The following is a 20,418-nucleotide window of genomic DNA, read 5'->3' as shown; positions in this document are numbered from 1 at the left end:
CATTCTGTAGCTAGTGTATTTGTTTTCGCCATCGGGAAAGCGGTCTACCCAATAGATTGAAAACAGGATGAGTGAGGGGCGTGGACAAGCACCGGCTAGTCACTTCGCTCGACTAACTCCCAACGTCGGTTCATTGATTACTACTCAAATACGTCTTATTGCCGTTGGCATTGATGTAGAACTTGCCGCCTTGTTCGCCGGTGTGAACAACCTCCCCGTGGGGACCTTTCTGGGTCTTATCGACGGGTGCTTTATAGTCAGCTGGGCTCGCTTTCGACTCGCTGGCCCCCGCGGGCATTGCTTTGTTGGCGCTTTTTTCAGCTTTCGCGGCCCGGGCCTTGGTCAGGCGGTCGTTAACCGACATTTTCTGGGCAGGTGGGGTAGATTGAGCTAGCCCCCCAACCGACTGCCCTAAGCTTAATAAAATCGCTAAGACGTAAAGAATCGTTTTCATAGGGAATATGTATAAGTTGTCATGAAGGAGATGAAAACCAGGAGCAATTGGCTAAATCGATTCGGCAAAGCAACTGGATACTAGCGACAGCGAGCACTTTTGCCAAAACTAATCAACCCATGTTGATTAGTCAAGCGTTGCGAAAAACCGTAGAGTCAGCTAATTGTAATAACCGAGTAGCCCAGAGTTATATCATTTACGAAACTCTGGCCGGTTAATGACTGGATCATATAGAGCCAATTTTAGCCCATAATTCGCTGTATTTGTGCGCGTTACGAGGTGTTAACATTACCACGTTTTGGGGTATTCTTACCCCATTGTGGGGCACAAGACTATAGCGCCGCTTCAGGCATTAAATAGACCAGGAAGCGCATTGACCCTTTTTCCTTGATGGCATGCTTTTGTCAGACCAGTTGGATAAATCTCTTTATTCATCCAGTTAACTAGACTGTTATGATCCGTTTTTTCACTGGCCTCGCGTCGGGCATCGCTATCGCCTACCTGACGGCTCCCCGGTCTGGTAAGCAGCTGCGCCACACCCTGGTCGACTCGACCAGGCAAACCGTAGAAAAAGGTAAACAGATCAAAAATCAATGGGATATAACCATTGCCCAGGTGAAGACGCTACTCCGGGTGGTCCAGGTGAACACGGGTCTCTCCTTGCCAAACCTGTTAACTAAGACACGAATAGATCGATTCGGTAGTGCCAGAAGCCGTTCCTAAAAAACTAACGCAACACTGGTCTCCAGGAGACCATTATCAGATTGCCCAGAATAACTAGTCTGATTACTCAACGTGATGGAAAGAGCTCCCGGCCAGGGGTGGTTAGGGGCTCATCTTTTAATTGTTCTGCGTAGACATTCGCCCCAGCGAAACTATAGCGGGACATCAGCCGGGCCAGGCAGGAGGAGCCCTTCAATCTCCTGACCACCAGTTAAAGTCTATTTATTTACTATGGAAGCTGAACCTTTGTATACCAACCAGCCCCTGACGGGCGGATTAAATTTGATGAAACGCATTTCCTGGAGCGCCATTTTTGCCGGGGTGCTGGTGGCCATCGTCACCCAGATGCTGTTGACCCTGCTGGGCCTGGGCATCGGCCTGGGCACCGTTGATCCCCTCGAGGAGCGCAACCCCGCCGCAGGCCTGGGCATCGGCAGTGCCATCTGGTACATTATCAGTAGCTTGCTCTCGCTGTTTGTTGGGGGCTGGATCGCCGGGCGGCTGGCCAGCGCCCCCCGACTCTTCGACGGCATTATCCACGGGGTATTAACCTGGTGTCTGGTGACGCTACTGACGATCTATTTTCTAACCACCACCCTAGGCAGCATTATTGGTGGAGCCGGTAAACTGGTGGGCAGTTTAGTCAGTACAGCCGGATCAGCGGTTGCCTCCGCAGCTCCCAGCATCGGCAACGCGGTCCAGGACCAGCTTAAAGCCAACGGCATCAATACGGACAACCTGGACCTGGGTGATTTGAAAGATGAAGTCAATCAACTCTTGCGCCAAACGGGCGATCCCAAACTAAATCCCAACACCCTGGAAGCCAAAGCCGACCGGGCGGGCGATCAGACCAAAGCAGCGGCTAGCCGGGCGGCCTCCGATCCCCAGGCGGCGGATGATGTCGCCAGTGGCCTGTTCAGCCGCCTGTTCAAACAGGGTCAGGCCACGGTCAATAGCGTGGATAAAGATGATGCGGTTAATGTGGTCATGAAGCGTACGGGTAAAAGCCAGGCCGAAGCCGAGCAAACGGTCGATAGCTGGATCAAAACCTATCAGCAGGCGAGCGCCAAAGTTGAGCAGGCCAAGAAAGACGCTGAGGTGAAAGCGCGGCAGGTAGCCGATGCGACGGCCTCGGCGGCCTCAAAAGCGGCTATTTTCGGCTTTTTGGGACTGCTCATCGGCGTGGCAGCCTCGGGCTACGGGGCCAAGTTGGGCACCGACTCCAAGGACGATGTCAATCCATACGACCGCCCGGTGGGTAACCGGCGTAACGAATGACATGTTCCGTTGGCCAGCGGGGAGTTAGTTGATCCGCTGGCCAACACTAGCCGGCTCGGTAGGGGCCTGGTTGAGTGAGGCTTACCTACGCATTTTTTGTCCTTTAACTCCTAACGCATGCTCTCTTTAGCGGATACCACCGAGTTACTCGATCAGACCACCACCCAATTGATGGGCGAGTCAGATGCCTTGACGCCCCAGGCCGGGATAGCCCTGATTGAGGCGTGGCTGGCGCCCCTGCAGGCCGGGGAAAATACCCGGCCCCTGGCGGATCAGCTCGTAACCCTTAAAACCCTCTTAGCGGCCAACCCGGTAGATGAATCGACGGTGCGCGAAATGGTCGGCCCGCTGGCCGAGCAGCTCACTTTCTTCTCGACCCAGATGGGCGGGGAGGGGGAAATGCCGGCGCTGCTGGAGGGGTTGTCAACGGCGTTGCGTCAGGCGTCTACTAGTTCCAAAGCGGATACAGCCAACTCGATGCATTGACTACCCTTGTACTTAGGACAAAAAACTACTTGATTTTTTCGCTGCCTTTATGATCCCCCTAGAAACTACTCCACCGCTAACCGACGGCCCGTTTTTTCTGGCAGTCGACCCAGCATCGGCCGGGACCGTGCGCATTCCTGTGATCCAAGAGCTGCTTCAGGTAACGACTCAGCTGGTAGAAACGGGCCGGGTGACGCTCACCAAAACGGTACACGAGCAAGAGCAGACCCTAACCATCCCGCTACAGCATGAAACCTACACCGTCGAACGGATGGCGCTCAATCAGTACGTGGACGAACTGCCCGCCACTCGTCAGGAAGGCAATACCACTATTTATCCCGTGGTGAAAGAAGTGCTGGTAGTCCAGAAACGGTTGATGCTCGTCGAAGAAATCCGGGTAACCCGCCAGCATAGCCAAACTGAGGCGACCCAGACGGTTCCCCTTCGCCGGGAAGAAATCACCGTTGCGCGAACTCCCCTAACTGCCGAACGTCCGGCCTGAGAAATAGGCCTTCGTTAATAGATCAATTGTTTAATCTTATCGCAAACCGGAGTAAACCCCAAAACAACGCATGGCACACACAGTAATCGGCATTTTCGATAATGCTTCCGAGGCCCAAACGGCCGTTGACCAGTTAGTGAGTAACGGCTTCAGCCGCAGTAACATCGATCTGTCGGCCGGCACGGGCAGCGCGGCCACGGGCTCCGACGCCCTCATCCCGGATCGACACGTCAATACGTCCGGTACCCGCACCGAAGAGCTTGTCGACGATACCAAAGACGTTGGCAGCAGCGTGGGCGGTTTTTTTAGTTCGCTGTTTGGTAGTGACGATGACGACGATACTAAAAAGTATTCGACCGTCGGTGATCGCGGCTCGATCGTAACGGTGCATACGGACACGGATCAGCAGGCCGAGCAGGCCGCCGACATTCTGGATGAAGCCGGGGCGGTGGATGTCAACGAACGGGCGGCCGAGTATGGGTATAGCAGCACACTACCAACGACCCCGGTGAACGCGGACGGCGACCAAACCATCAAAGTGATCGAGGAAAATCTGGAAGTGGGCAAGCGGACGGTCGAAACAGGCGGGGTACGTCTACGCAGCCGGATTGTCTCCAAGCCCGTCGAAGAAAGCATCCGCCTGCGGGAAGAGCGGGTTACGGTGAACCGCACCCCGGTGAACCGGCCTGCGACAGCAGCCGATCTGAACGCCTTTCAGGAGGGTCAGATCGAGCTGACTGAACACGCCGAAGTGCCAGTGGTATCGAAAACGGCGAGTGTCGTGGAAGAAATCTCGGTGGACAAAGCGGTCACCGAACGCGAAGAAGTGATCCGGGATACGGTTCGCAAAACCGAAGTCGACGTAGAGAATCTGGGCACAACGGATCCATCGATTCGTCCGGCCGGGACGGACTCGGATGAGGTGACCTATTCAACTAAATAAACCCCTATAATGAGGCAGACTGAGGCGGCTATTTTAACGAACAGCCCATTTCATTCTGCCTCATTAGGTTAAATAATCGCTACCGAGATGGGCAAAAAACCGTTGTCTGCCAGGCTGGACGAACCGTTCAGCTTCCCCTGCCAGGCCAATCAGGATACCACCTGGGCAACTGATCCGGCCAATCCACTGGCCGATCAAACCGGTCCCATTCGGAAAGGAGACACCATCTTGTTGCAGGCGGAACGGTTTGGCAGTGGGCCAGGCTGGCAAGCCGCTCGACTAGCCGATCTTCGGCTCTGCTTTGTGCAACCCCACCATTTTGATTCGCTAAATCCCTAATCTTTTGGGATAGAGGCTGGCCTACCCGCGCCATTCTAAACCCTACTAGTCATTTTCTTACCCTTCATTTTATGAGTAATAGCCTACTCGACCACCTGCGCTCTACGTTTGCCCCAACGGCCGTTAGCGAACTGTCCCGCGTCTTGGGCGAAGCCCCGGCCCCTACCCAAAAAGCACTCGATGGCCTGCTGCCCGCCGTGACAGCGGGGGTTATCAACCGGGTCTCCGGGCAGCAGGGGGCCATCCAATTGTATCAGTTACTGCGTGATACGCCCTTTGCGCGTGATCCCACCCTAAGCCAGCTGGTCGACACGGGGGATCATCGCCAGAAAGCGGCGGAATCCGGCAATGGCCTGTTTAAGCAACTTTATCCGGACCAACCGAACCGATTGGCAGACGCGACGGCGCAGTACAGTGGGGTTAGCCCGGGATCGGCCACTACCCTGACGGGGCTGGTCATGTCAGTCCTGATGGGCTTTCTGCATCAGCAACTCACCAGCCGGTCGCTGACGCAGGCCCAACTCACGGCGCTTCTTTTGGGCGAAACCGATTCGGCCCGGCTGGCGATTCCAACGGAGTTGGCGGCTTTACTAGGCTGGCTCTTGGGTACACCCCGGCCAGCCAGCGCCATGCCCCTGCGAACCGAGCCGATCCCCCCTGCTGCGAACGAGGATCGGCCCGCTGGCGTAGTGTGGTGGCGCTGGCTGCTCGGGGCGCTGGCTTTACTGGCGCTGCTGTTTTTATTACTGCGTGGGTGTAATAGGGATAAGACCCAGCAGACTGTTGGCGCAAGCGCGGCATCCGCCACTGACACCATCGCTAGTGATCTGGACGGCAATGGTCCTGAGGTGCGGGTGGGGGTAGATCTGCCCGGTGGTCGAAAATTAAGCGTTGTCGAACATTCCTTCAACGATAGCTTAGCGCGCTATCTGGCGACGAAAGGTAGCCAGACGCCGCGCGTGTTCACGTTCGATAATTTAACCTTTGAGACCGATTCGGCCCGCATTACGGCCCAGGCCCGGCCCCACGTGGCCGATCTGATCCAGATCATGCAGGCTTACCCGACGCTGCAAATACGCATCGAGGGCAACACTGATAGTACGGGTGACGAGGCCATCAATGATCCTTTATCGGGGGAACGGGCCGATAGGGTCAAGCAGGCGTTGATCCAGGGCGGCATTGCAGCCAGCCGGGTGAGTACCCGGGAGCGGGGAGATACCAAACCCGTGGCCAGTAACCAGACCGCAACGGGTCGTCAGAAGAACCGCCGAATCGATGTAATTATTACCAAACTCTAACCGGATCTGCTGGCTTAAAATCCCCCTTTCCGATAAAGATTATACTTCTTCTGGAGGGGGGATTAATCCAGTGAATTTGCTTGTGTGGCCCGAAACCATGTATTGCTCTCCCGGGTAAACAAGAGCCCAAGGGCAACAAGTGAGATGAGCGTTGAGATCAAATCAATCACGGTGGCTCCAGGAGGTAAGCGGTAAGCGGTAGGCGGTGGTAAAGGAAAGAAGCGAGCTGATCACACCCAGGCCGATAACGCCCGCCAGGCCTATCCTGGCACAATTGGTACCCTAGTGAATCAGGCGCGAGACCCCGTCGATCGACAGGGTTCCCGTGAGTACCCACCGGGGTAGGCGGAAACCCTGTCACTCAATCCCAACGCAAAGCACGCTCAGGCGCCGGGCATTCAGCGGCGAGCTCGGAGGGCGAAGTGAAAACATGCGTTAGCGCGGAAGAGTTGTCCAATCGATCCCTTATTATCGGCAAGTAAGTACAGAATCCGGCCATCTCTACCCGTTGACGAGAAAATAAGTTGATGACACTTAACGAACGAATCCGTATTCACGTTGGCACTACTTCCCTTAACCCCACTTTGGTGAAACGGTTTTTGCAAACGGCTCCCCACTACCGTCAATGGGGTCTCAGCCATCAGGTAAGCCAACGATCTCTGGATCATCTGAATGCGACTGACCTGTTTGAGTTTTACCTGCGTCAGTACCTGATAGGCCGCCTTAAAACACTGCAGGCCGTTTTACGCGAAACTCGAGCCTTTGTTGACCAAGATGCCAATGCCGCTCATTTTTTGATTCGCTACTCCCTGCAAGGTACTCGCCAGCAACTACTAATGCTGGAGTGGTATGAATTACTACCCCGATTAGAGGCTGCCCGGGAGCGACTTGTCGGGTTGGCTCCCGAATTAATCGATCAGCTAAGACCGAGCTTTATCCCGTTTTTGGCGGAATCCTATGAACCCGAATAGATTAATTCATCCCAGCCATCCCAGCCGCCTCATCTCCCCTGGCGCACGTTTCCATGCAGACTTTTCTTCAAACAACCACTGATCATCCGCTTACTAACTACCGGTACGAACCCAACCCTTCTCCAACTCATGTTTGAAAAACTAATGAGCCTCCAGGCCCTCAGCAGCACACGCATCTGGCTCTATGATCATCATCCCTTCCACTCAAAAACGGATTGGTACACCTTTTTAACGAAGATGACCACCAAAATTACGGATAATGACACCAGCGAACGGGCCGCTGCCGTTTCGTTTAGTCTCATCCTGGCGGTGTTTCCCACTATAATTTTCCTTTTTACGCTCATTCCTTATGTGCCCCTGGCTAATTTGCAGGCACGCATCATGAGCTTTTTAGGTCGTGTGTTGCCAGGTGATACTTTTCGCTCGGTCGAGACAACGATGCTCGACATTATTAGCCGACCCCGAAGCGGCATTTTATCGCTGGGTTTTTTATTGGCCCTGTATTCGGCCACCAGTGGGTTAGTCGCCCTGATGAATGCCTTCGCGACTTCCCATGAATCCGAAGATAAACGTGGGTTCTTGACAATCAGAGCCGTGGCCGTTGGCCTAACGTTCACGCTGGCTTTGGCTTTACTGCTGGCAATCGTGGTCTTACTGATTGGCGGGGTGGTTAGTAGTTACCTGCTGCGAATTGGCATCCTCAATAATCCCCTCTTCGTGACGCTGTTGTCTTTGGCTCGGTACGGAGTTGTGTTTGGGGTTTTCGTGGGGGCCGTTTCGGTCATCTACCGCTACGGCCCCGGCGTGGCTATGAACTGGAAACTTGTTTCACCAGGTGCCGTGCTAGCTTCGGGGCTGATTGTGCTGACGACGCTGGGTTTTTCCTACTACGTTTCTAATTTTGGTTCGTACAACAAACTCTATGGTTCGATTGGAACGCTGATTGCGCTGATGATCTGGATCAATCTGATTTCGTTGCTGCTGATTTTGGGTTTCGACATGAATGTGGCGCTCTATAATCTGGAGGGCGGCAAGACGCCGAACCCCAATGCCAAAACAACGGCGACAAGCCGTGAGCCGTGACCAGAAGCTGTTAGTATCGTCTCGCCGTATGCTACGGATTGAGTTGGACAGCGATAAAACTAACCAGCTACAAATCTAAAAGACCTTAAAGGAACTGTCTCACAAACACGCTCTAAACGCGAGATGCTATTTTCTAGCCGTGACGGTTTGTATACCTTTTTTTAATTACACCCTCAACACCTAATCGGCGACTGCAAAAAAAGAATGTGGCTAAGTTGCCGATTTATGGATAATAAATAATAGATTATAGGGCCCCTCTATAAGATCTTTATACACCCTCCATAAGATTTTGATAGAGGTGAGCTGTGCTAACGCAAACAATAGATTCGTTTATGAGTACAACAAGAATGAACGAAGAACAACGGACTCAGCTCAAGGCACTTGATCAACTTGATTCAGGTAGCCTGGTGCAGCCAATTACCGACGCTTACAAGGCTCTCTTGGCTACAGTGCAACAAATCATGCTCAGTAGCGAAAACCCCGACGGACACAACCGGGCTTGGAGCTTGCTTAAGGACGATGCGTTCAAGGACTTAGCTGCCATTCAGAAAGGTAAGTTAGATGCCTTGAAAGACCTCAAAATGAAAGCTAATCAAATAGGTCAGCTATTACTAAAACCCTAGCCGTTAGTGTGGAGCTCAAAAATAGCTACTCTTGCCCCTATATATTCAAAGTTTACACTGTGCATTTGAAGTAGTAAGGCCCGTAAATCGCATTTATTAACTTCACATCTAGTTAAATAGACTAATCTATAATGGTTAGAGCGTTTCTACGAAGTTCCTGCCTGAGAAATGATTAATTATTTTGCTATGAGTGGCTGTAAATGACAAGCAATCAGTGAATTTATTAGTCGGCACTGGCTTTCCTTAGCTTTTCTCGTAACTAGCAACATGGAGAAGAAAAAGACATTTTTAAGCATTGGTCGAACCTTGGACATCATGATGGGAATCGCCTTACTGCTAGCGGTCGCGTTCATGGCTATATGTGGCTATTTGTTACTAGCGCCCTAGAAGATAACCAGGTAAAGCGCAGAACAGTGCTTATCCGTTCGATAACAGGGTGCCAAAAAAGTCCTGGTGGTTTACTACGAATGGCTAATCAGCCGGGCGAAAGAAGCAAAGTCTCTGTTTAAAGATGATCTCCATGACAACTCACCCCCTGTTGCCAACAGGTCTGGATGTGAGCCAGAAACGCCTCCCACTCCGTGTATACAGCGGGCTTACCCACATAAGCGGGTTGACCTGAGGGATCGCAGGTTGATCAACCGAATTGCTCAAGGAACTCCTCACGAGCTGACATAAGTGAGTCATGCCCATGGAGGGACTGTCGATGGTGCCCACTAGGTGAAATCCTTCCGGCTGAAAGGATAAATACAAATCAGATACCGGGGCAGTGCTCGCTGCTCAAGCAGACAGGCTTGCAGGTAGCTCAAGGCTGTGACCACATTAGTGGCATGAACTATGTACACTTCAGGGAGTATGCTTTTTAGGGCTACGCGTAAAAAAGCATACGGGAATTCTTTAACAGTTGCGGCCTGAAACCCGATAATAGTATAATGATTAAACTACGCATTGACTGGAAGCGCCCCGTAGCCTACGTAAGTGGGGACGAGAACTACACAACCCTGCATTACCCCGACGGCAGCACACTACTGGTAGCTTACACCGTATCCTGGGTAACCACCAAGCTTAACCTGCTCAGGATTCACAATCGGATATCGGTCAACCGGGCCTATGTGTACGGATGGATTCGCCACGATGCCAGGACAATGGCCGTTGGCGTAACTATGAGTACATTCATCAAGTCCCTTGAGGTTGCCCGCAGGCGGGTGGCTTATGTGGAAGAGCAACTAAGTAAACCAAGCTAAAGACCATGCCCATGTAGCCTGTAAGTTACGCTTCCAGTCGGTCGGGAATAAATGCGAGTTGGGCGACATTGATCTTGAGAAGTCGAGCGTTCTGGCTTTATACCAGTGGTGTTAGTGACCACATTATAAGGCCATTTTTAATCTTTTCGCATCACAAACCGTTGACTTAAATTTCTATCGGATAAATCTTTAAGTCGTATTTCCGCCTCTTCTAACGTTAATTTTTCTCCATCTGGGGGAATAATGACTAGGTCAGGAGTGAAACTGATAGCTTTAACCGGTACCTCCTTATTTCCCAGTATCCAATAAATAGTGTACATAATGAGTTCAGTAGTTGAGTTTTAAGGTTCAAAAATTCCCGGCCTGACTTCAAGTTGTCAGCATTGGGGCGATAGGGCGCGGTAGCACGTGGATTAGCTTATCCTTGACAGGTTGCTTTTACCAAGCCGGATAATCTCTAAAGTAGTGAAGGCCATTTTTATACGCATACGTGAAAGGTAGGAAGTAGGTGTGCACTTGTTGCTTCAAATAACGACCGAGCTATTTAATAATAAGCAAACTATACCGGATAAAAAGGATTTATTCCCAGAAGGTTGACACGTTGACCGCATTGCTTACATTTATTGAAAACACCTCTCCATGAAGCATACGACTCTTTTTCTGATTGCTGGGCTATTGGCTCATGTAGCCCAGGCTCAAACCTTTAGGGCCTCCCCTACCAATTCCAAACTAGATTCCTTAGCCAAGCTGGCTCAACGTTTTACCAACAATAACCAGCCAGATTCGCTTTACGCCCTAATGGGAGATGACTTCAAAAAAGCAATCTCAATAGATAAGGTGAAACAAGTTCTGGGGGAAATCAACCAAGCAGCGGGGGAATGGATAAGTTTAGAATCGCAAGCCGTTAAGGATGGTGTTAGTCACTACAAAGCAGTATTCAAATTGATGTCGTTCAATTTTTATATCAGTCAGGATAAGCAGGGTAAAATTTACACGTATTTATTTAAGCCCTTATAAAAGCCTCATAGCCCCCTCAGACGCTTTGGCTTAAGGTCAAGATATGGGATGGATAATCCTCGCTAAAAAAGGCATTTAGGCCTATGAAAGATCTGCGTAAAAGAAATAAATTGACTGCTAATTCTTTCCTCATACCCCTCGACGTATCCATGAATAACGCTATTAGCTTCGGCGACCGGGTGGAGGTTACCCGGATTGTAAAAGGTGGATTTTACACTGGTCGCTACCTGGCAACCGTAATTTGCCGAAGCAATGGAAGGCGCATCAAGGTAAGAGATGACCAAGGCAGGGAGTACTCCCCTTACCCCGCCCAGGTCAAGAAACTTACCTGATCTGATCAGGTAACTGCGACTGAAAAACCCGCTAAGTCATAAACGTCTGACCAATACATGTAGTCACGCGTCAGCGCTAGATAAAGTGCCAGACTAACTTTAAAATCAAGACCAATCTAATCTTCCTCTGAAAACGGTAAAGCGCCTACATGAAAGCATGGGCGCTTTGCTTTTGCTCTATATAGCGATTCCAAGCTCAAATCAGCCCCTAAAAGTAGCGATTTGTTAACGCTTATAAGGTATCCGTTTTGGTGAATTAACGCCTTGTACCTCATTTATAAGCCTCAGGCCCGCCGGGTGATTAGTCAAGCACTATCAGCTGACTGAAGGCTTCATAAGCTGGCCCTGTCGTGGGGGTTGCTCCATTGGGAACTTCTTCGAATTGACCCTTGATCAGCAGGTCAGTTAAGCAAGTACTGATTGCCTGCCGGGAATCGGCGTGAATCTCCAGAGTAAAAATGTAGCTTGGGTTTTGATCCGTAGTGGGCATTACTGTTGTGTTGTGTTGTGTTGTTGTTATCAAGGAGGCACTCAGGTACTTATGACATGAAAACTATTACTCTAACTCTTGGAAACCAAGTGGAAGTCACCAAAACAACGAAGGGCGGCTTTTACAAATACCGTTATGCGGCTACGCTGATGGGATGGTTACCCAGCGGCCGAGTTAACGTCAAAGACGACTCAGGCCGGGAGCACTCCCCTTTTATCCACAACGTCAAGAAATTAACTGTCACCCCTGACCAGCTACCACATCAATGAGAAGAGTGACGAGGTATGCTTAAACAATCTTGATTAACCGGTCGTTCAACCCCCTACAATGAGGCGTGTACCCCCGGGTACCGTCTTAGGTGTGGATAGAAACAATAAGCCCGGCTGCGCTGCGACCGGGCTTATTTGTTGGTAATAACGAATTAGGATAGAAACAGTAAGGCATGCTAACAGTATGTACTAAACAGTAAGCGTACTATTCTTACGCAGCTCATAGCAAAATAGATTCAAGACAAATCAAAAAACAGGCCTGTTTAATCAGCCAGATGTAGCAGAAACTCACTGCTCGCTGAACAATAAGTACTCCTGGCCGTTAATGGCTTACTGACTTACTCAACGATCGACTTTTCAAGCCCGGCTAGTAGAATAGCCGGGCTTTTTTTAGGCCGTAGCTCACTAGTCAACCTGTGGTTACTCGCCTATTCAGCAGCAGTTGCCCTCCAGCCACTCGACCCGCAGCCGGGTAACAATCTGACCCAGTAACTCGGCCTTCAGGGGCTTGGTGATGAACTCGTTGGCCCCCAGCTGCTCAGCCCGCTGACGGTCAGTCTCTGCTGCCGAAGTCGTTAGTATGACAATGGGCGTTCGTTGATAGGATGAATGTTGCCGAAGCGCCTGGAGGGCTTCAAAGCCGTTGAGCCGGGGCATGTTCATATCCAGGATGATCAACTCCGGGCTCGTCTCATAACGAGCCAGCGCATCCAATAGATCCAGCCCATCATGAGCAAAGACTAGTCGGCACTGAGGGCTGTGCCGGGCAAAGGCCAAGTTTAGCAGGTAACGGTCATCCTCATCATCATCGGCGATGAAGACGCAGGGGTAAGTATGTTGGTCCATGGTTAAGTTGTTACGGGTGCACAAACAGATAACATCCTGTTAATGATACAATACTACATCATTTTTAGGAAAGTTGCCTTGATCGACTATTGCGTTCCTGATATCTAACAAATTGGGGCTAAATGCACTTAAGGTAAACAACTATCCGCCACTACTGGATACACACCACTTACCATGGACACTTTAAAACCCTGGGTTGCCTTGCTGGACGAGGACGTAGATGACTACATCTTCTGGCAGCATGGCTTTCGCCGCTGGGCTCAGCATTTAGACCTGTATTGGTTTAGCTCCGTCACTGAATTTCTGTCGGCTACTTCACTGGGGCATGACAAACCGGTGGCGTTAGTGATGGATGGGGTGGTACCAGACGGCGAAGAGATGAAGTGGCTCAGCACGCTGCTGCTTCATCCCAGCTGTCAGCAAGCTTGTCTGATCATGTTATCCGCAGAGGTGACCCAGCCGCAGCGGGAAGCATATCTGAGGTTGGGCGCTAGTGATCACCTACAGAAACCGGTGCGCCTGCAAGAATTACAGGAAATTGTATCAACTGTAAGCACCCATATTGCCCGTAAGTCTGAATTGAGTGGTTTGTAAGAGAGGGTGTAAAATTTTTATTGCGCCTTCTTCTGAGAGAAGGGTAAAGGTCGAGCAGCTTCAATAATTAATAAGTACAACAAAGTCCAATTCTATTACTTCATAGAGTAGGTATTGCTTCATAGAGTGAGTACAGTAAATCGGGTGGCTATGGCTACCCTTTTTCTTTGATCTACGATGAGGGGCTATTAGCCCGTGCTAAGTAATTACATCTCTCCGCCTCCCTTTAAAACGGCAGCTATCACTTCTCGTAGCTGAGCGTCAAAGCGAACCATATCGCTAGCCATCCGGGTAACTTCTTGCTGCAAATCCTGATAGTCTGTAGTGCTGTTGATACGCCTAGCAGCCTGGTTGATGTTGACACGGATCCGCAGAACGTCGCTCCTGGTTTCTTGTATCAACGATAACAGAATATCCTGATAAGTCGAACGCTCAGGCTTCAGGCGAAGTGGCTTATTGAGGCAAATGGCCCGAACGTAAGAGGATACAGTCTGTGTCTTGACGGTAGCCTTTCTAGCTAGAAGCTGATTATACTCCGCTTGGGTAAAGCGAACCTGAACTACTTTTTCGGCCCGCTCTTCGGGTTTCATTTCGGGTCTGCCCCCTTTATACCATTTGTCTTTTTCCTTCATTGCTCTTGCTGCGGGCCGACTTCGGAGGCTCCGCGTTTCTGTGGTTTTGCAAGAGCAAAGAAAAGGTTTTTGTTACGACAAAAACACATCTTGCTACCTAAAAAATTACCCCTTTTTACGGTGTGCCTTTTTGGCTCAAAACTGGCTAGCCAGCATGCCTGTATAGCGACTATCCAAGTTGTATTTTTCTTTCCCTTTTCAAGCTAAACTTTAAGTAGGCTAAGTCAAGATGGGCATTTTGCTTTACCACTACCTCATTAAACTATACGGATCAACTGTAATACCGTTTAGATAGCATTGTGTATTGAATAAATATATTAGGGTTTATACAGCAGCCACTCTATGGGTGGCTGCTGTTTTTGTTCTATATCACAAATACGCTTAGGTACTTGGCTTTTATCCTGCCGTTACCTCACTAAAATATAGACTTTGATCATAACCCGGTTATAAGGATGGTCATATTTTATTAGCAATAGTAGATAATATCTCATACAGCAAATGCTTAATGGGCATTTGCTGTTTTTTGTTTATGCCACAACGTACGGCTAAACATCTGAAGTTTAACTTACCACTAACTCACTAAATAAGCGGCCCTGATTGAAACCCTGTTTTTAAGTTGAACATAGTTTTCCCATTGAAATAGAGAATTGCGAACAGCAGCCACTTATTGAGTAGTTGCTGTTTTTTTGTGCCCAGTGATGCCGTTAACAAATTCAACTAGTAGGAATTCAATGGGTTAGTCTTCTTCGAGGCAAAAGCACACACGATGAAGGTTAACCTACTCAATACGTTTATCCTAATCTGCTTGACAGCCTGTTCTTCTGCCCCCCTGGACCAACGATACAGCGAAGCTATTGGTTTAGGTCCCTTACTGGAGGTCATGCCGCCCATTGGCAAGACCGAACTCGGGTGGATTATGCTGGCAAAAAAGGCAAACGATGAAAACAGCGTTTCCAATGAGGGAAAAACCTTTCGGGAACTGAGTAAGCAGGGCCTTAACATGGTCAAGGCCACTAAGGCCCAATCTTTTGTGGACAGCATAAATTATAAAGTTGAGGTAGACCAGAGGCTAAAAAGCAACTTTTAAAGCGGCGGCCCCAGTCCACAAGTCGAGTTATCATTAAGCTGTTTTATTCCCCTGGCCACTGTATCCATTAACTCATTCACCCGTTGAACAGCAGGCAATTGGTAATCGTTGGGTTGAGAACAAAGGACTTCGCATGACATTGGCGAAACATTAGCTCATGCCGGGCAACAGCAATCTACATAACAATCAACTAAATAAGGGTCCATATTTCCTTAGAGCTACGCTAACCTGATCAAAGTATCAGGCTTTCTAATTTTAATAAATTATTTATTTATATAAATGATTAAACACCGGTACTTGCATCAAGTATTACCTGTGGCTTTCTTTTGAGTTTGCTGGAGTTGAACTTGCTCAAGCTCTTAGGGCTATTACCTTTGCTTGATCTGCTTTACTGAGTACATTGTAAAACCAATCCGTGAGGGCATAGTCCAAAGACTGGCCAGACTTCACGCGTGCAAATAACTTATCTAGCCGCTGTTGATTAGGTTGGTTTGAATTGGCTCTTTTCATTATACTCTTTAATTAAATTTAGGTGGGTCAACAAGATGTTGACCCACTCTATCGGCACTAGACTATTTTCGGTTGTTTTCTAGGTCGATCCCCTTTGTTTTTACGGCCTGAGCTAGCACTTCATCAGGCTTGTGGTTGATCTGATGTTGCCGATAGGTTGCTACCTCCTTGGCTGCTTTGTAAAGGGCTTCCCGAAATTCCCAAACGCCAACCACGCCAAAGTTTCGGTTTCGGATCAGGTCCACGTTATCCGGGTTGCGGTTTATCGTGCCAATCAATTCAACCACCTCGGCAAAGGGAATTCATTTATCTGCTTCATAGATTGGGTATTTCGGTGAAACTGACCGTGCCACGGTGGCCAGCCAGTTTTGAAATTGGTCGACCAATCATTTCGCTAAGAATTGACCACCTCCGGGCGGCCCCCGCTTAATTCCTTTTCCAATAAGCACTTATCTCCAAACCCAACAGGAGATACCAGTGGCCACCGTGGCGCGGTCAAAATCTTACGAAATCCGCCGCGGCGGCGGGCCGTTGGTCGATGCTTCTGAAATCTCCACCTATGGTCAGCAACTCGGTTTTTCCTATCAGCTCTTTTTCCGTATTGTACTGCTTCATGCCCCCAAGTGCATGCAACTAGAAGGATAGGCTAAATAGCATAAAGGAAGCGATGCTCAGCGAATTCTGGTAGAGTGTCAGCACCCAACCCCTGCGCCGAACGGGACATGGGCCCCTTTTGGGTTGGCGAGGGGGACTGATCCACCTCTTCCAGCTCAGAAAGGCTCTTGGATTCGGAGGAGCCTTTCTGGACGAGCCAGACCGTCAGCAGCACATACAGCCCCATTTGTAAAAACTCACTTTCCCCGTTTTCAAAGACCGCTTCAATGCAGTGACCGCTGGTCAGGTAGGCGCCAAAGGCCAGCGGAGCCCGGCCATACTCACTCAACTCGTCATTGAATTCGTACCAGTCCACCACAAGCTGGCTCCCAGGGTGAGTGGGTGATCGCCGAAAATAAAATGTCAAGCCATTCTGGCGAGATTTTTTTTCATCCTAAAGGAAGTCCCTAACGGGAGCAGCAGCAACCAACTAGTCGATAGCAATACCTGACCCGTTTTCGGTGACAGCTCACTCACACTAAACCACTGTAAAAAGATGCTTCAATAGCTCGTCAACTTACTTACCAAATAGACCCCCCAGCCCTCCGCCCTGACCGCCTAGCGAGCTCATCAGGCTTCCGGCGTCAACACTCGAGTCATTGGGGTCATCCGCTTTGTGCATCAGTTTGCTCAGGACCATCGGCACCAGGGAGCCCGCCACCGACATCGCTACCTGGGGAGAGATCCCCAGTTTACTCATCAAATCCTGCTGAACCGTTTGTTGAACGCCCTGCGTAGCGGGATGATCCGCCAGCGTACTGCTATCACCCTGGCCGGTCGCCATACCCTTTAAACTGCCTAGCCCTCCACCCTGGGCCTGTTGGCCCAGCCCATTCATAATGCTGCCCGTGACCGTTTGGAGCACGTTATCGTTTTGGTCATTGGGGATGGCCGGATTATTTACTACCGACTGACCAGCGTGCTGCTGGACGAGATTCATAATCGTTTCGAACATGATCATTTGTATTTAGAATAGCGGGCGAGCCGCCTTACTATATGAATCAACTAACCGGCCCGCGGATTGATTGTTTCGATTAGGGCCTGACGCGCCCGGAAACCCATCAATTGATGGATTAGAAATAATCAGCCGTCTAGCCGGTAGTCTACCGGCGGTTATTGGGTACTACGCTAATAGGTCATGTTTCCGTTTTTGGTAATGGCCTACTTTTCCCTGCTCCGCATGAACGACTTGCCCATTGGGGCCCTTCAGGAGCTTGACAAACGGAGCAGCATGCTCTGCTGGCGTAGCTTTCTGATCCATCACGAACTTCCGCGCGGGCTGTGTTCTGCCTAAGCCCTATTCATCGATGCTGTGATCCTGGATGCAGCCTGATTGACCGCTTTGATCATCTTTGGGCTGGCTACTTTTTTTTGGCTAAAAAGTTAAGCAACAGGTAGCCAAAAAAAGATAGTCAGTCTACGCCGCAGGGCATGCCCAAGTGAACTTGCTACATTTGACTGGAGACTTTTTTTAGGCAGATTTGAGGCCAAACTTCAATTTGACCATGGTTAAACGACGTGTGTTTGACGAAGCATTCAAGGAAATGGCTGTCGAGCTGTCTTATGTAAAAGGATCAATTCAAGAAGCCGCCCGCGAATTGGACATCGATCCAGGACGAATCAGCAAATGGAGACAACGCCACAAAAAAAAACGATCAAACGTTGCCTGCCAATACCACACTTACTGACGAACAGCAACAGATCAGAAGGTTGCAACGAGAGCTTCGAGAAGCTCAGATGGAGCGCGATATTCTAAAAAAGGCGGTCAGCATCTTCTCCAAGGGAGACGGGAAATATTCCGATTTATAAAGGAAAACGCCAAGCTATTTCCCGTTGAGAAGATGTGTAAAGTGTTGAATGTGAGCAGCAGTGGTTATTATTATTGGCGTAAGCATCCCGTCGGGGCCAGACAACGAAACCAGGATCAGTTGGTGAACCACCACATCTAGCTAGCTAGAGTGTGGCTTTCGAAACGTCAACACCGATGAAATAGCAAATGTCCATAAGAGATAGTAATTTAGGCCGGCCGGTGCCGTGTTCAACAAGTCCTTGCTTCAATGCTCAAACCCTTGCTAATGGGGCAGTATCCCCGAATTTCCATTCGAGCCTTTAAGCAAGTAAAACAGGGTGGGTCCTGAATCCGCGCATAGAGCTGGAACTCTGCGGCCCCCTAGGGTAGCCCACCCTGTTCACTTGTTGGCAAGCTACCAAATCTTAGAATCTTACCACGCCACAAACCTAAAGGGCGGCCCCGCCCTTTCTAAAAAAGCATTCTGTAACAGCCAATAAAGCTTCCGTCCTCCAATGCGCGGATGATCCTGGCGTACCTTCTTGACCAACTTCAGAATGTCGTCGTCATGGTTCACCTGGTCCGCTTGCCGTTGCCAGTATTGATAGTACCCCTGTCGACTAAAACCAAGTACACCCTCTAGTTGCCGAATCGAAATGTTGGGATGATTCGTCAGCATAAACCGGATGGCTTGGTAACGGACTTTTTTTCGACGTCGACCCCCAGCTCGTGTTTAGCCACCCGGACCAGGGTCGAATAGTAAAGGGCTTTAAAATTAGCCGTCTCCAGTTCTTTTTCCATCGACTGCAGCTTAGTCCGTAGTTGCTTAACTTCGTCCTCCGGGGCAGAGCGCCGAGTTGATTTTCTGGTCGGCGGGGAGGGCTGATCAGAGGCAATCGGGGTGGTTTGTTTACTGGCCTTGGCTTCCTCTTCGACTTTCCTCATCCATCGAAGTACCGTTAAGCGATTGACCTTATAGCGCTCAGCGGCCTGGTCAATGTTGAGCTGATCGAGGAGAACGGCGGCCACCATTTCGCGCATGATTCGTTTGGGCTGCTTCATGCGGAGTTTAACAAGTCTGTCCATAAATTGGCTATTTATGGTCAACATTTAGCCGGACAAGTCACTTCCACAAAAATGATTCCGTATTTACCGACCGAAATACATTTCAATACCCGAAGGTGCGATTGAGACTTGAGAATTCCCTTAATTGGCGTATCATGCCCGATAATTTCAATACCCGAAGGTGCGATTGAGACTCGATTGAAAACTGAGTTTAGTAACTCGATCGCATTTCAATACCCGAAGGTGCGATTGAGACTCTGAGATCAAGACAAAAGCCATATATTATTCTGTTTATTTCAATACCCGAAGGTGCGATTGAGACTATCATCAATAGCCCGATTGCTTGAGTTTTGAATAGATTTCAATACCCGAAGGTGCGATTGAGACCAAAGGAGACGGACTATTAGAAAGGCGAATGAAGAAATTTCAATACCCGAAGGTGCGATTGAGACTGTTGCAGCAGTTCCAGTGTAGCGCCCGTCAGAAAATTTCAATACCCGAAGGTGCGATTGAGACTGAGAAGCGTAGCCGCGTCAATCTGCTCAACCTTGATTTCAATACCCGAAGGTGCGATTGAGACGGCTGTAGGAGCAATCAAGGCCATACCGCCATTCTCATTTCAATACCCGAAGGTGCGATTGAGACGCGGAGGAGTAGAGGTTTTGTATTGATCTGCCGTTAATTTCAATACCCGAAGGTGCGATTGAGACGTTTTGTACACGTCCCGCCAGACCATATCCCAAAGCATTTCAATACCCGAAGGTGCGATTGAGACCCGAGTCAATGTGCTTGCCGGTAATGTCCATATTAATTTCAATACCCGAAGGTGCGATTGAGACGCAAGCATAATTGTTTTCGTATCAGAAAAACGCCCAAATTTCAATACCCGAAGGTGCGATTGAGACAGTATTTGCCGGTTCTCTCAAGCGTTGTATCAATCATATTTCAATACCCGAAGGTGCGATTGAGACGTAACGAGTGCGTTCATCAAAGGGGATATAGCCTGATTTCAATACCCGAAGGTGCGATTGAGACCAATCAGCGTCGAGGGTATAGGCAATGGGGAGACTTATTTCAATACCCGAAGGTGCGATTGAGACATATGGTCAGCATCATACCCCATCCGAAGACACTTTATTTCAATACCCGAAGGTGCGATTGAGACATATGGTCAGCATCATACCCCATC

25 protein-coding genes, 1 pseudogene and 1 CRISPR repeat array (1 of these 27 running past the window's edge) are annotated in these 20,418 nt (G+C 49.7%); of the genes and pseudogenes, 17 read left to right on the top strand and 9 right to left on the bottom strand.

Annotated elements, in window-relative coordinates; translation table 11 throughout:
* Positions 1-130 precede the first annotated feature (130 nt).
* Positions 131-454 carry a hypothetical protein gene (locus tag CWM47_RS35875; RefSeq protein ID WP_100993291.1) on the bottom strand — a complete coding sequence of 108 codons (324 nt, stop codon included), beginning with the start codon at positions 452-454 and terminating at the stop codon, positions 131-133.
* A gap of 453 nt (positions 455-907) precedes the next feature.
* On the opposite strand from CWM47_RS35875, the gene CWM47_RS35870 reads away from it, so the two are divergent.
* From CWM47_RS35870 to CWM47_RS35805, 13 genes are all read left to right on the top strand, one after another.
* The gene (locus CWM47_RS35870; protein ID WP_100993290.1) at positions 908-1,177 is read left to right on the top strand and encodes a YtxH domain-containing protein; all 270 of its coding nucleotides are present in this window, start codon (positions 908-910) and stop codon (positions 1,175-1,177) included.
* A gap of 231 nt (positions 1,178-1,408) precedes the next feature.
* Positions 1,409-2,455 carry a YrzE family protein gene (locus CWM47_RS35865; protein ID WP_100993289.1) on the top strand — a complete coding sequence of 349 codons (1,047 nt, stop codon included), beginning with the start codon at positions 1,409-1,411 and terminating at the stop codon, positions 2,453-2,455.
* A 117-nt stretch (positions 2,456-2,572) separates the two neighbouring features.
* Positions 2,573-2,941 carry a hypothetical protein gene (locus tag CWM47_RS35860; RefSeq protein ID WP_100993288.1) on the top strand — a complete coding sequence of 123 codons (369 nt, stop codon included), beginning with the start codon at positions 2,573-2,575 and terminating at the stop codon, positions 2,939-2,941.
* 49 nt (positions 2,942-2,990) lie between these two features.
* A complete protein-coding gene (locus CWM47_RS35855; protein WP_100993287.1) occupies positions 2,991-3,443 on the top strand; it encodes a YsnF/AvaK domain-containing protein in 453 nt (150 codons plus the stop codon).
* 70 nt (positions 3,444-3,513) lie between these two features.
* Entirely contained in the window at positions 3,514-4,386 is an 873-nt protein-coding gene (locus tag CWM47_RS35850) for a YsnF/AvaK domain-containing protein (protein ID WP_100993286.1), read from the top strand.
* A gap of 87 nt (positions 4,387-4,473) precedes the next feature.
* A complete protein-coding gene (locus tag CWM47_RS35845) occupies positions 4,474-4,725 on the top strand; it encodes a hypothetical protein (protein WP_100993285.1) in 252 nt (83 codons plus the stop codon).
* Between the two features lie 71 nt (positions 4,726-4,796).
* Complete coding sequence (locus CWM47_RS35840) at positions 4,797-6,023, top strand: OmpA family protein (protein ID WP_100993284.1); 1,227 nt, start codon at positions 4,797-4,799, stop codon at positions 6,021-6,023.
* 527 nt (positions 6,024-6,550) lie between these two features.
* Entirely contained in the window at positions 6,551-6,994 is a 444-nt protein-coding gene (locus tag CWM47_RS35835) for a hypothetical protein (protein WP_100993283.1), read from the top strand.
* A gap of 129 nt (positions 6,995-7,123) precedes the next feature.
* Positions 7,124-8,077 carry a YihY/virulence factor BrkB family protein gene (locus CWM47_RS35830; RefSeq protein WP_100993282.1) on the top strand — a complete coding sequence of 318 codons (954 nt, stop codon included), beginning with the start codon at positions 7,124-7,126 and terminating at the stop codon, positions 8,075-8,077.
* Positions 8,078-8,409: 332 nt separating this feature from the next.
* On the top strand, positions 8,410-8,700 hold the full coding sequence (locus CWM47_RS35825) for a hypothetical protein (protein WP_157816173.1): 291 nt from the start codon (positions 8,410-8,412) through the stop codon (positions 8,698-8,700).
* Between the two features lie 932 nt (positions 8,701-9,632).
* Positions 9,633-9,944 carry a LytTR family transcriptional regulator DNA-binding domain-containing protein gene (locus CWM47_RS35820; protein ID WP_100993280.1) on the top strand — a complete coding sequence of 104 codons (312 nt, stop codon included), beginning with the start codon at positions 9,633-9,635 and terminating at the stop codon, positions 9,942-9,944.
* Positions 9,945-10,583: 639 nt separating this feature from the next.
* A complete protein-coding gene (locus CWM47_RS35810) occupies positions 10,584-10,961 on the top strand; it encodes a hypothetical protein (RefSeq protein ID WP_100993278.1) in 378 nt (125 codons plus the stop codon).
* A 149-nt stretch (positions 10,962-11,110) separates the two neighbouring features.
* Positions 11,111-11,293 carry a hypothetical protein gene (locus CWM47_RS35805; protein WP_157816172.1) on the top strand — a complete coding sequence of 61 codons (183 nt, stop codon included), beginning with the start codon at positions 11,111-11,113 and terminating at the stop codon, positions 11,291-11,293.
* A 301-nt stretch (positions 11,294-11,594) separates the two neighbouring features.
* Here CWM47_RS35805 and CWM47_RS35800 read toward each other — a convergent pair whose 3' ends face one another.
* Positions 11,595-11,783 (bottom strand): hypothetical protein, encoded by a 189-nt coding sequence (locus CWM47_RS35800; RefSeq protein WP_100993276.1) that lies wholly within the window; start codon positions 11,781-11,783, stop codon positions 11,595-11,597.
* Between the two features lie 701 nt (positions 11,784-12,484).
* Positions 12,485-12,898, bottom strand: a complete 414-nt coding sequence (locus CWM47_RS35795) for a response regulator (protein ID WP_100993275.1) — start codon at positions 12,896-12,898, stop codon at positions 12,485-12,487.
* A 174-nt stretch (positions 12,899-13,072) separates the two neighbouring features.
* Between CWM47_RS35795 and CWM47_RS35790 the strand changes: the two genes are divergently transcribed.
* Complete coding sequence (locus CWM47_RS35790) at positions 13,073-13,492, top strand: response regulator (protein WP_100993274.1); 420 nt, start codon at positions 13,073-13,075, stop codon at positions 13,490-13,492.
* Positions 13,493-13,698: 206 nt separating this feature from the next.
* On the opposite strand, the gene CWM47_RS35785 is transcribed toward CWM47_RS35790, so the two are convergent.
* On the bottom strand, positions 13,699-14,124 hold the full coding sequence (locus CWM47_RS35785; RefSeq protein ID WP_100993273.1) for a plasmid mobilization protein: 426 nt from the start codon (positions 14,122-14,124) through the stop codon (positions 13,699-13,701).
* Between the two features lie 766 nt (positions 14,125-14,890).
* On the opposite strand from CWM47_RS35785, the gene CWM47_RS35780 reads away from it, so the two are divergent.
* Positions 14,891-15,211, top strand: a complete 321-nt coding sequence (locus CWM47_RS35780; RefSeq protein ID WP_100993272.1) for a hypothetical protein — start codon at positions 14,891-14,893, stop codon at positions 15,209-15,211.
* Between the two features lie 572 nt (positions 15,212-15,783).
* Here CWM47_RS35780 and CWM47_RS35775 read toward each other — a convergent pair.
* The 3 genes and pseudogenes from CWM47_RS35775 to CWM47_RS35765 all read right to left on the bottom strand — a co-directional run bounded on the left by CWM47_RS35775 (position 15,784) and on the right by CWM47_RS35765 (position 17,315).
* Positions 15,784-16,008 carry a hypothetical protein gene (locus CWM47_RS35775; protein WP_100993271.1) on the bottom strand — a complete coding sequence of 75 codons (225 nt, stop codon included), beginning with the start codon at positions 16,006-16,008 and terminating at the stop codon, positions 15,784-15,786.
* A gap of 346 nt (positions 16,009-16,354) precedes the next feature.
* A pseudogene (locus CWM47_RS35770) lies at positions 16,355-16,691 on the bottom strand (DUF6766 family protein).
* A gap of 201 nt (positions 16,692-16,892) precedes the next feature.
* The gene (locus CWM47_RS35765) at positions 16,893-17,315 is read right to left on the bottom strand and encodes a hypothetical protein (RefSeq protein ID WP_240625621.1); all 423 of its coding nucleotides are present in this window, start codon (positions 17,313-17,315) and stop codon (positions 16,893-16,895) included.
* A 198-nt stretch (positions 17,316-17,513) separates the two neighbouring features.
* On the opposite strand from CWM47_RS35765, the gene CWM47_RS38570 reads away from it, so the two are divergent.
* Positions 17,514-17,669: a hypothetical protein gene (locus CWM47_RS38570; RefSeq protein WP_157816171.1), complete on the top strand. Its 156-nt coding sequence runs from the start codon at positions 17,514-17,516 to the stop codon at positions 17,667-17,669.
* 211 nt (positions 17,670-17,880) lie between these two features.
* A complete protein-coding gene (locus tag CWM47_RS35760; RefSeq protein ID WP_100993270.1) occupies positions 17,881-18,063 on the top strand; it encodes a transposase in 183 nt (60 codons plus the stop codon).
* 534 nt (positions 18,064-18,597) lie between these two features.
* On the opposite strand, the gene CWM47_RS35755 is transcribed toward CWM47_RS35760, so the two are convergent.
* Complete coding sequence (locus CWM47_RS35755; protein ID WP_100993269.1) at positions 18,598-18,843, bottom strand: hypothetical protein; 246 nt, start codon at positions 18,841-18,843, stop codon at positions 18,598-18,600.
* Positions 18,837-19,250: a hypothetical protein gene (locus tag CWM47_RS35750; RefSeq protein WP_240625620.1), complete on the bottom strand. Its 414-nt coding sequence runs from the start codon at positions 19,248-19,250 to the stop codon at positions 18,837-18,839. Before CWM47_RS35750 ends, CWM47_RS35755 begins: the two co-directional genes overlap by 7 nt.
* A 79-nt stretch (positions 19,251-19,329) precedes the next feature.
* Positions 19,330-20,418: a CRISPR direct-repeat array (repeat unit 29 nt; unit sequence ATTTCAATACCCGAAGGTGCGATTGAGAC); it runs 1,545 nt beyond the window's last position.

The organism is Spirosoma pollinicola, from assembly GCF_002831565.1.
Taxonomy (GTDB): Bacteria; Bacteroidota; Bacteroidia; order Cytophagales; family Spirosomataceae; genus Spirosoma; species Spirosoma pollinicola.
The sequence above is the reverse complement of the archived record's forward strand: the minus strand, read 5'-3'. Positions and strand labels throughout refer to the sequence as shown.

Bases quoted from the DNA above. Each gene is read 5' to 3' on its own strand.
- CWM47_RS35805 (WP_157816172.1), top strand. From the start codon at position 11,111: ATGAATAACGCTATTAGCTTCGGCGACCGGGTGGAGGTTACCCGGATT.
- CWM47_RS35795 (WP_100993275.1), bottom strand. From the start codon at position 12,898: ATGGACCAACATACTTACCCCTGCGTCTTCATCGCCGATGATGATGAG.
- CWM47_RS35755 (WP_100993269.1), bottom strand. From the start codon at position 18,843: ATGCTGACGAATCATCCCAACATTTCGATTCGGCAACTAGAGGGTGTA.
- CWM47_RS35830 (WP_100993282.1), top strand. From the start codon at position 7,124: ATGTTTGAAAAACTAATGAGCCTCCAGGCCCTCAGCAGCACACGCATC.
- CWM47_RS35790 (WP_100993274.1), top strand. From the start codon at position 13,073: ATGGACACTTTAAAACCCTGGGTTGCCTTGCTGGACGAGGACGTAGAT.
- CWM47_RS35835 (WP_100993283.1), top strand. From the start codon at position 6,551: ATGACACTTAACGAACGAATCCGTATTCACGTTGGCACTACTTCCCTT.
- CWM47_RS35860 (WP_100993288.1), top strand. From the start codon at position 2,573: ATGCTCTCTTTAGCGGATACCACCGAGTTACTCGATCAGACCACCACC.
- CWM47_RS35785 (WP_100993273.1), bottom strand. From the start codon at position 14,124: ATGAAGGAAAAAGACAAATGGTATAAAGGGGGCAGACCCGAAATGAAA.
- CWM47_RS35855 (WP_100993287.1), top strand. From the start codon at position 2,991: ATGATCCCCCTAGAAACTACTCCACCGCTAACCGACGGCCCGTTTTTT.
- CWM47_RS35780 (WP_100993272.1), top strand. From the start codon at position 14,891: ATGAAGGTTAACCTACTCAATACGTTTATCCTAATCTGCTTGACAGCC.
- CWM47_RS35760 (WP_100993270.1), top strand. From the start codon at position 17,881: ATGGTTAAACGACGTGTGTTTGACGAAGCATTCAAGGAAATGGCTGTC.
- CWM47_RS35750 (WP_240625620.1), bottom strand. From the start codon at position 19,250: ATGGACAGACTTGTTAAACTCCGCATGAAGCAGCCCAAACGAATCATG.
- CWM47_RS35840 (WP_100993284.1), top strand. From the start codon at position 4,797: ATGAGTAATAGCCTACTCGACCACCTGCGCTCTACGTTTGCCCCAACG.
- CWM47_RS35825 (WP_157816173.1), top strand. From the start codon at position 8,410: ATGAGTACAACAAGAATGAACGAAGAACAACGGACTCAGCTCAAGGCA.
- CWM47_RS35765 (WP_240625621.1), bottom strand. From the start codon at position 17,315: ATGAATCTCGTCCAGCAGCACGCTGGTCAGTCGGTAGTAAATAATCCG.
- CWM47_RS38570 (WP_157816171.1), top strand. From the start codon at position 17,514: ATGTTTCCGTTTTTGGTAATGGCCTACTTTTCCCTGCTCCGCATGAAC.
- CWM47_RS35820 (WP_100993280.1), top strand. From the start codon at position 9,633: ATGATTAAACTACGCATTGACTGGAAGCGCCCCGTAGCCTACGTAAGT.
- CWM47_RS35850 (WP_100993286.1), top strand. From the start codon at position 3,514: ATGGCACACACAGTAATCGGCATTTTCGATAATGCTTCCGAGGCCCAA.
- CWM47_RS35800 (WP_100993276.1), bottom strand. From the start codon at position 11,783: ATGCCCACTACGGATCAAAACCCAAGCTACATTTTTACTCTGGAGATT.
- CWM47_RS35875 (WP_100993291.1), bottom strand. From the start codon at position 454: ATGAAAACGATTCTTTACGTCTTAGCGATTTTATTAAGCTTAGGGCAG.
- CWM47_RS35865 (WP_100993289.1), top strand. From the start codon at position 1,409: ATGGAAGCTGAACCTTTGTATACCAACCAGCCCCTGACGGGCGGATTA.
- CWM47_RS35870 (WP_100993290.1), top strand. From the start codon at position 908: ATGATCCGTTTTTTCACTGGCCTCGCGTCGGGCATCGCTATCGCCTAC.
- CWM47_RS35845 (WP_100993285.1), top strand. From the start codon at position 4,474: ATGGGCAAAAAACCGTTGTCTGCCAGGCTGGACGAACCGTTCAGCTTC.
- CWM47_RS35810 (WP_100993278.1), top strand. From the start codon at position 10,584: ATGAAGCATACGACTCTTTTTCTGATTGCTGGGCTATTGGCTCATGTA.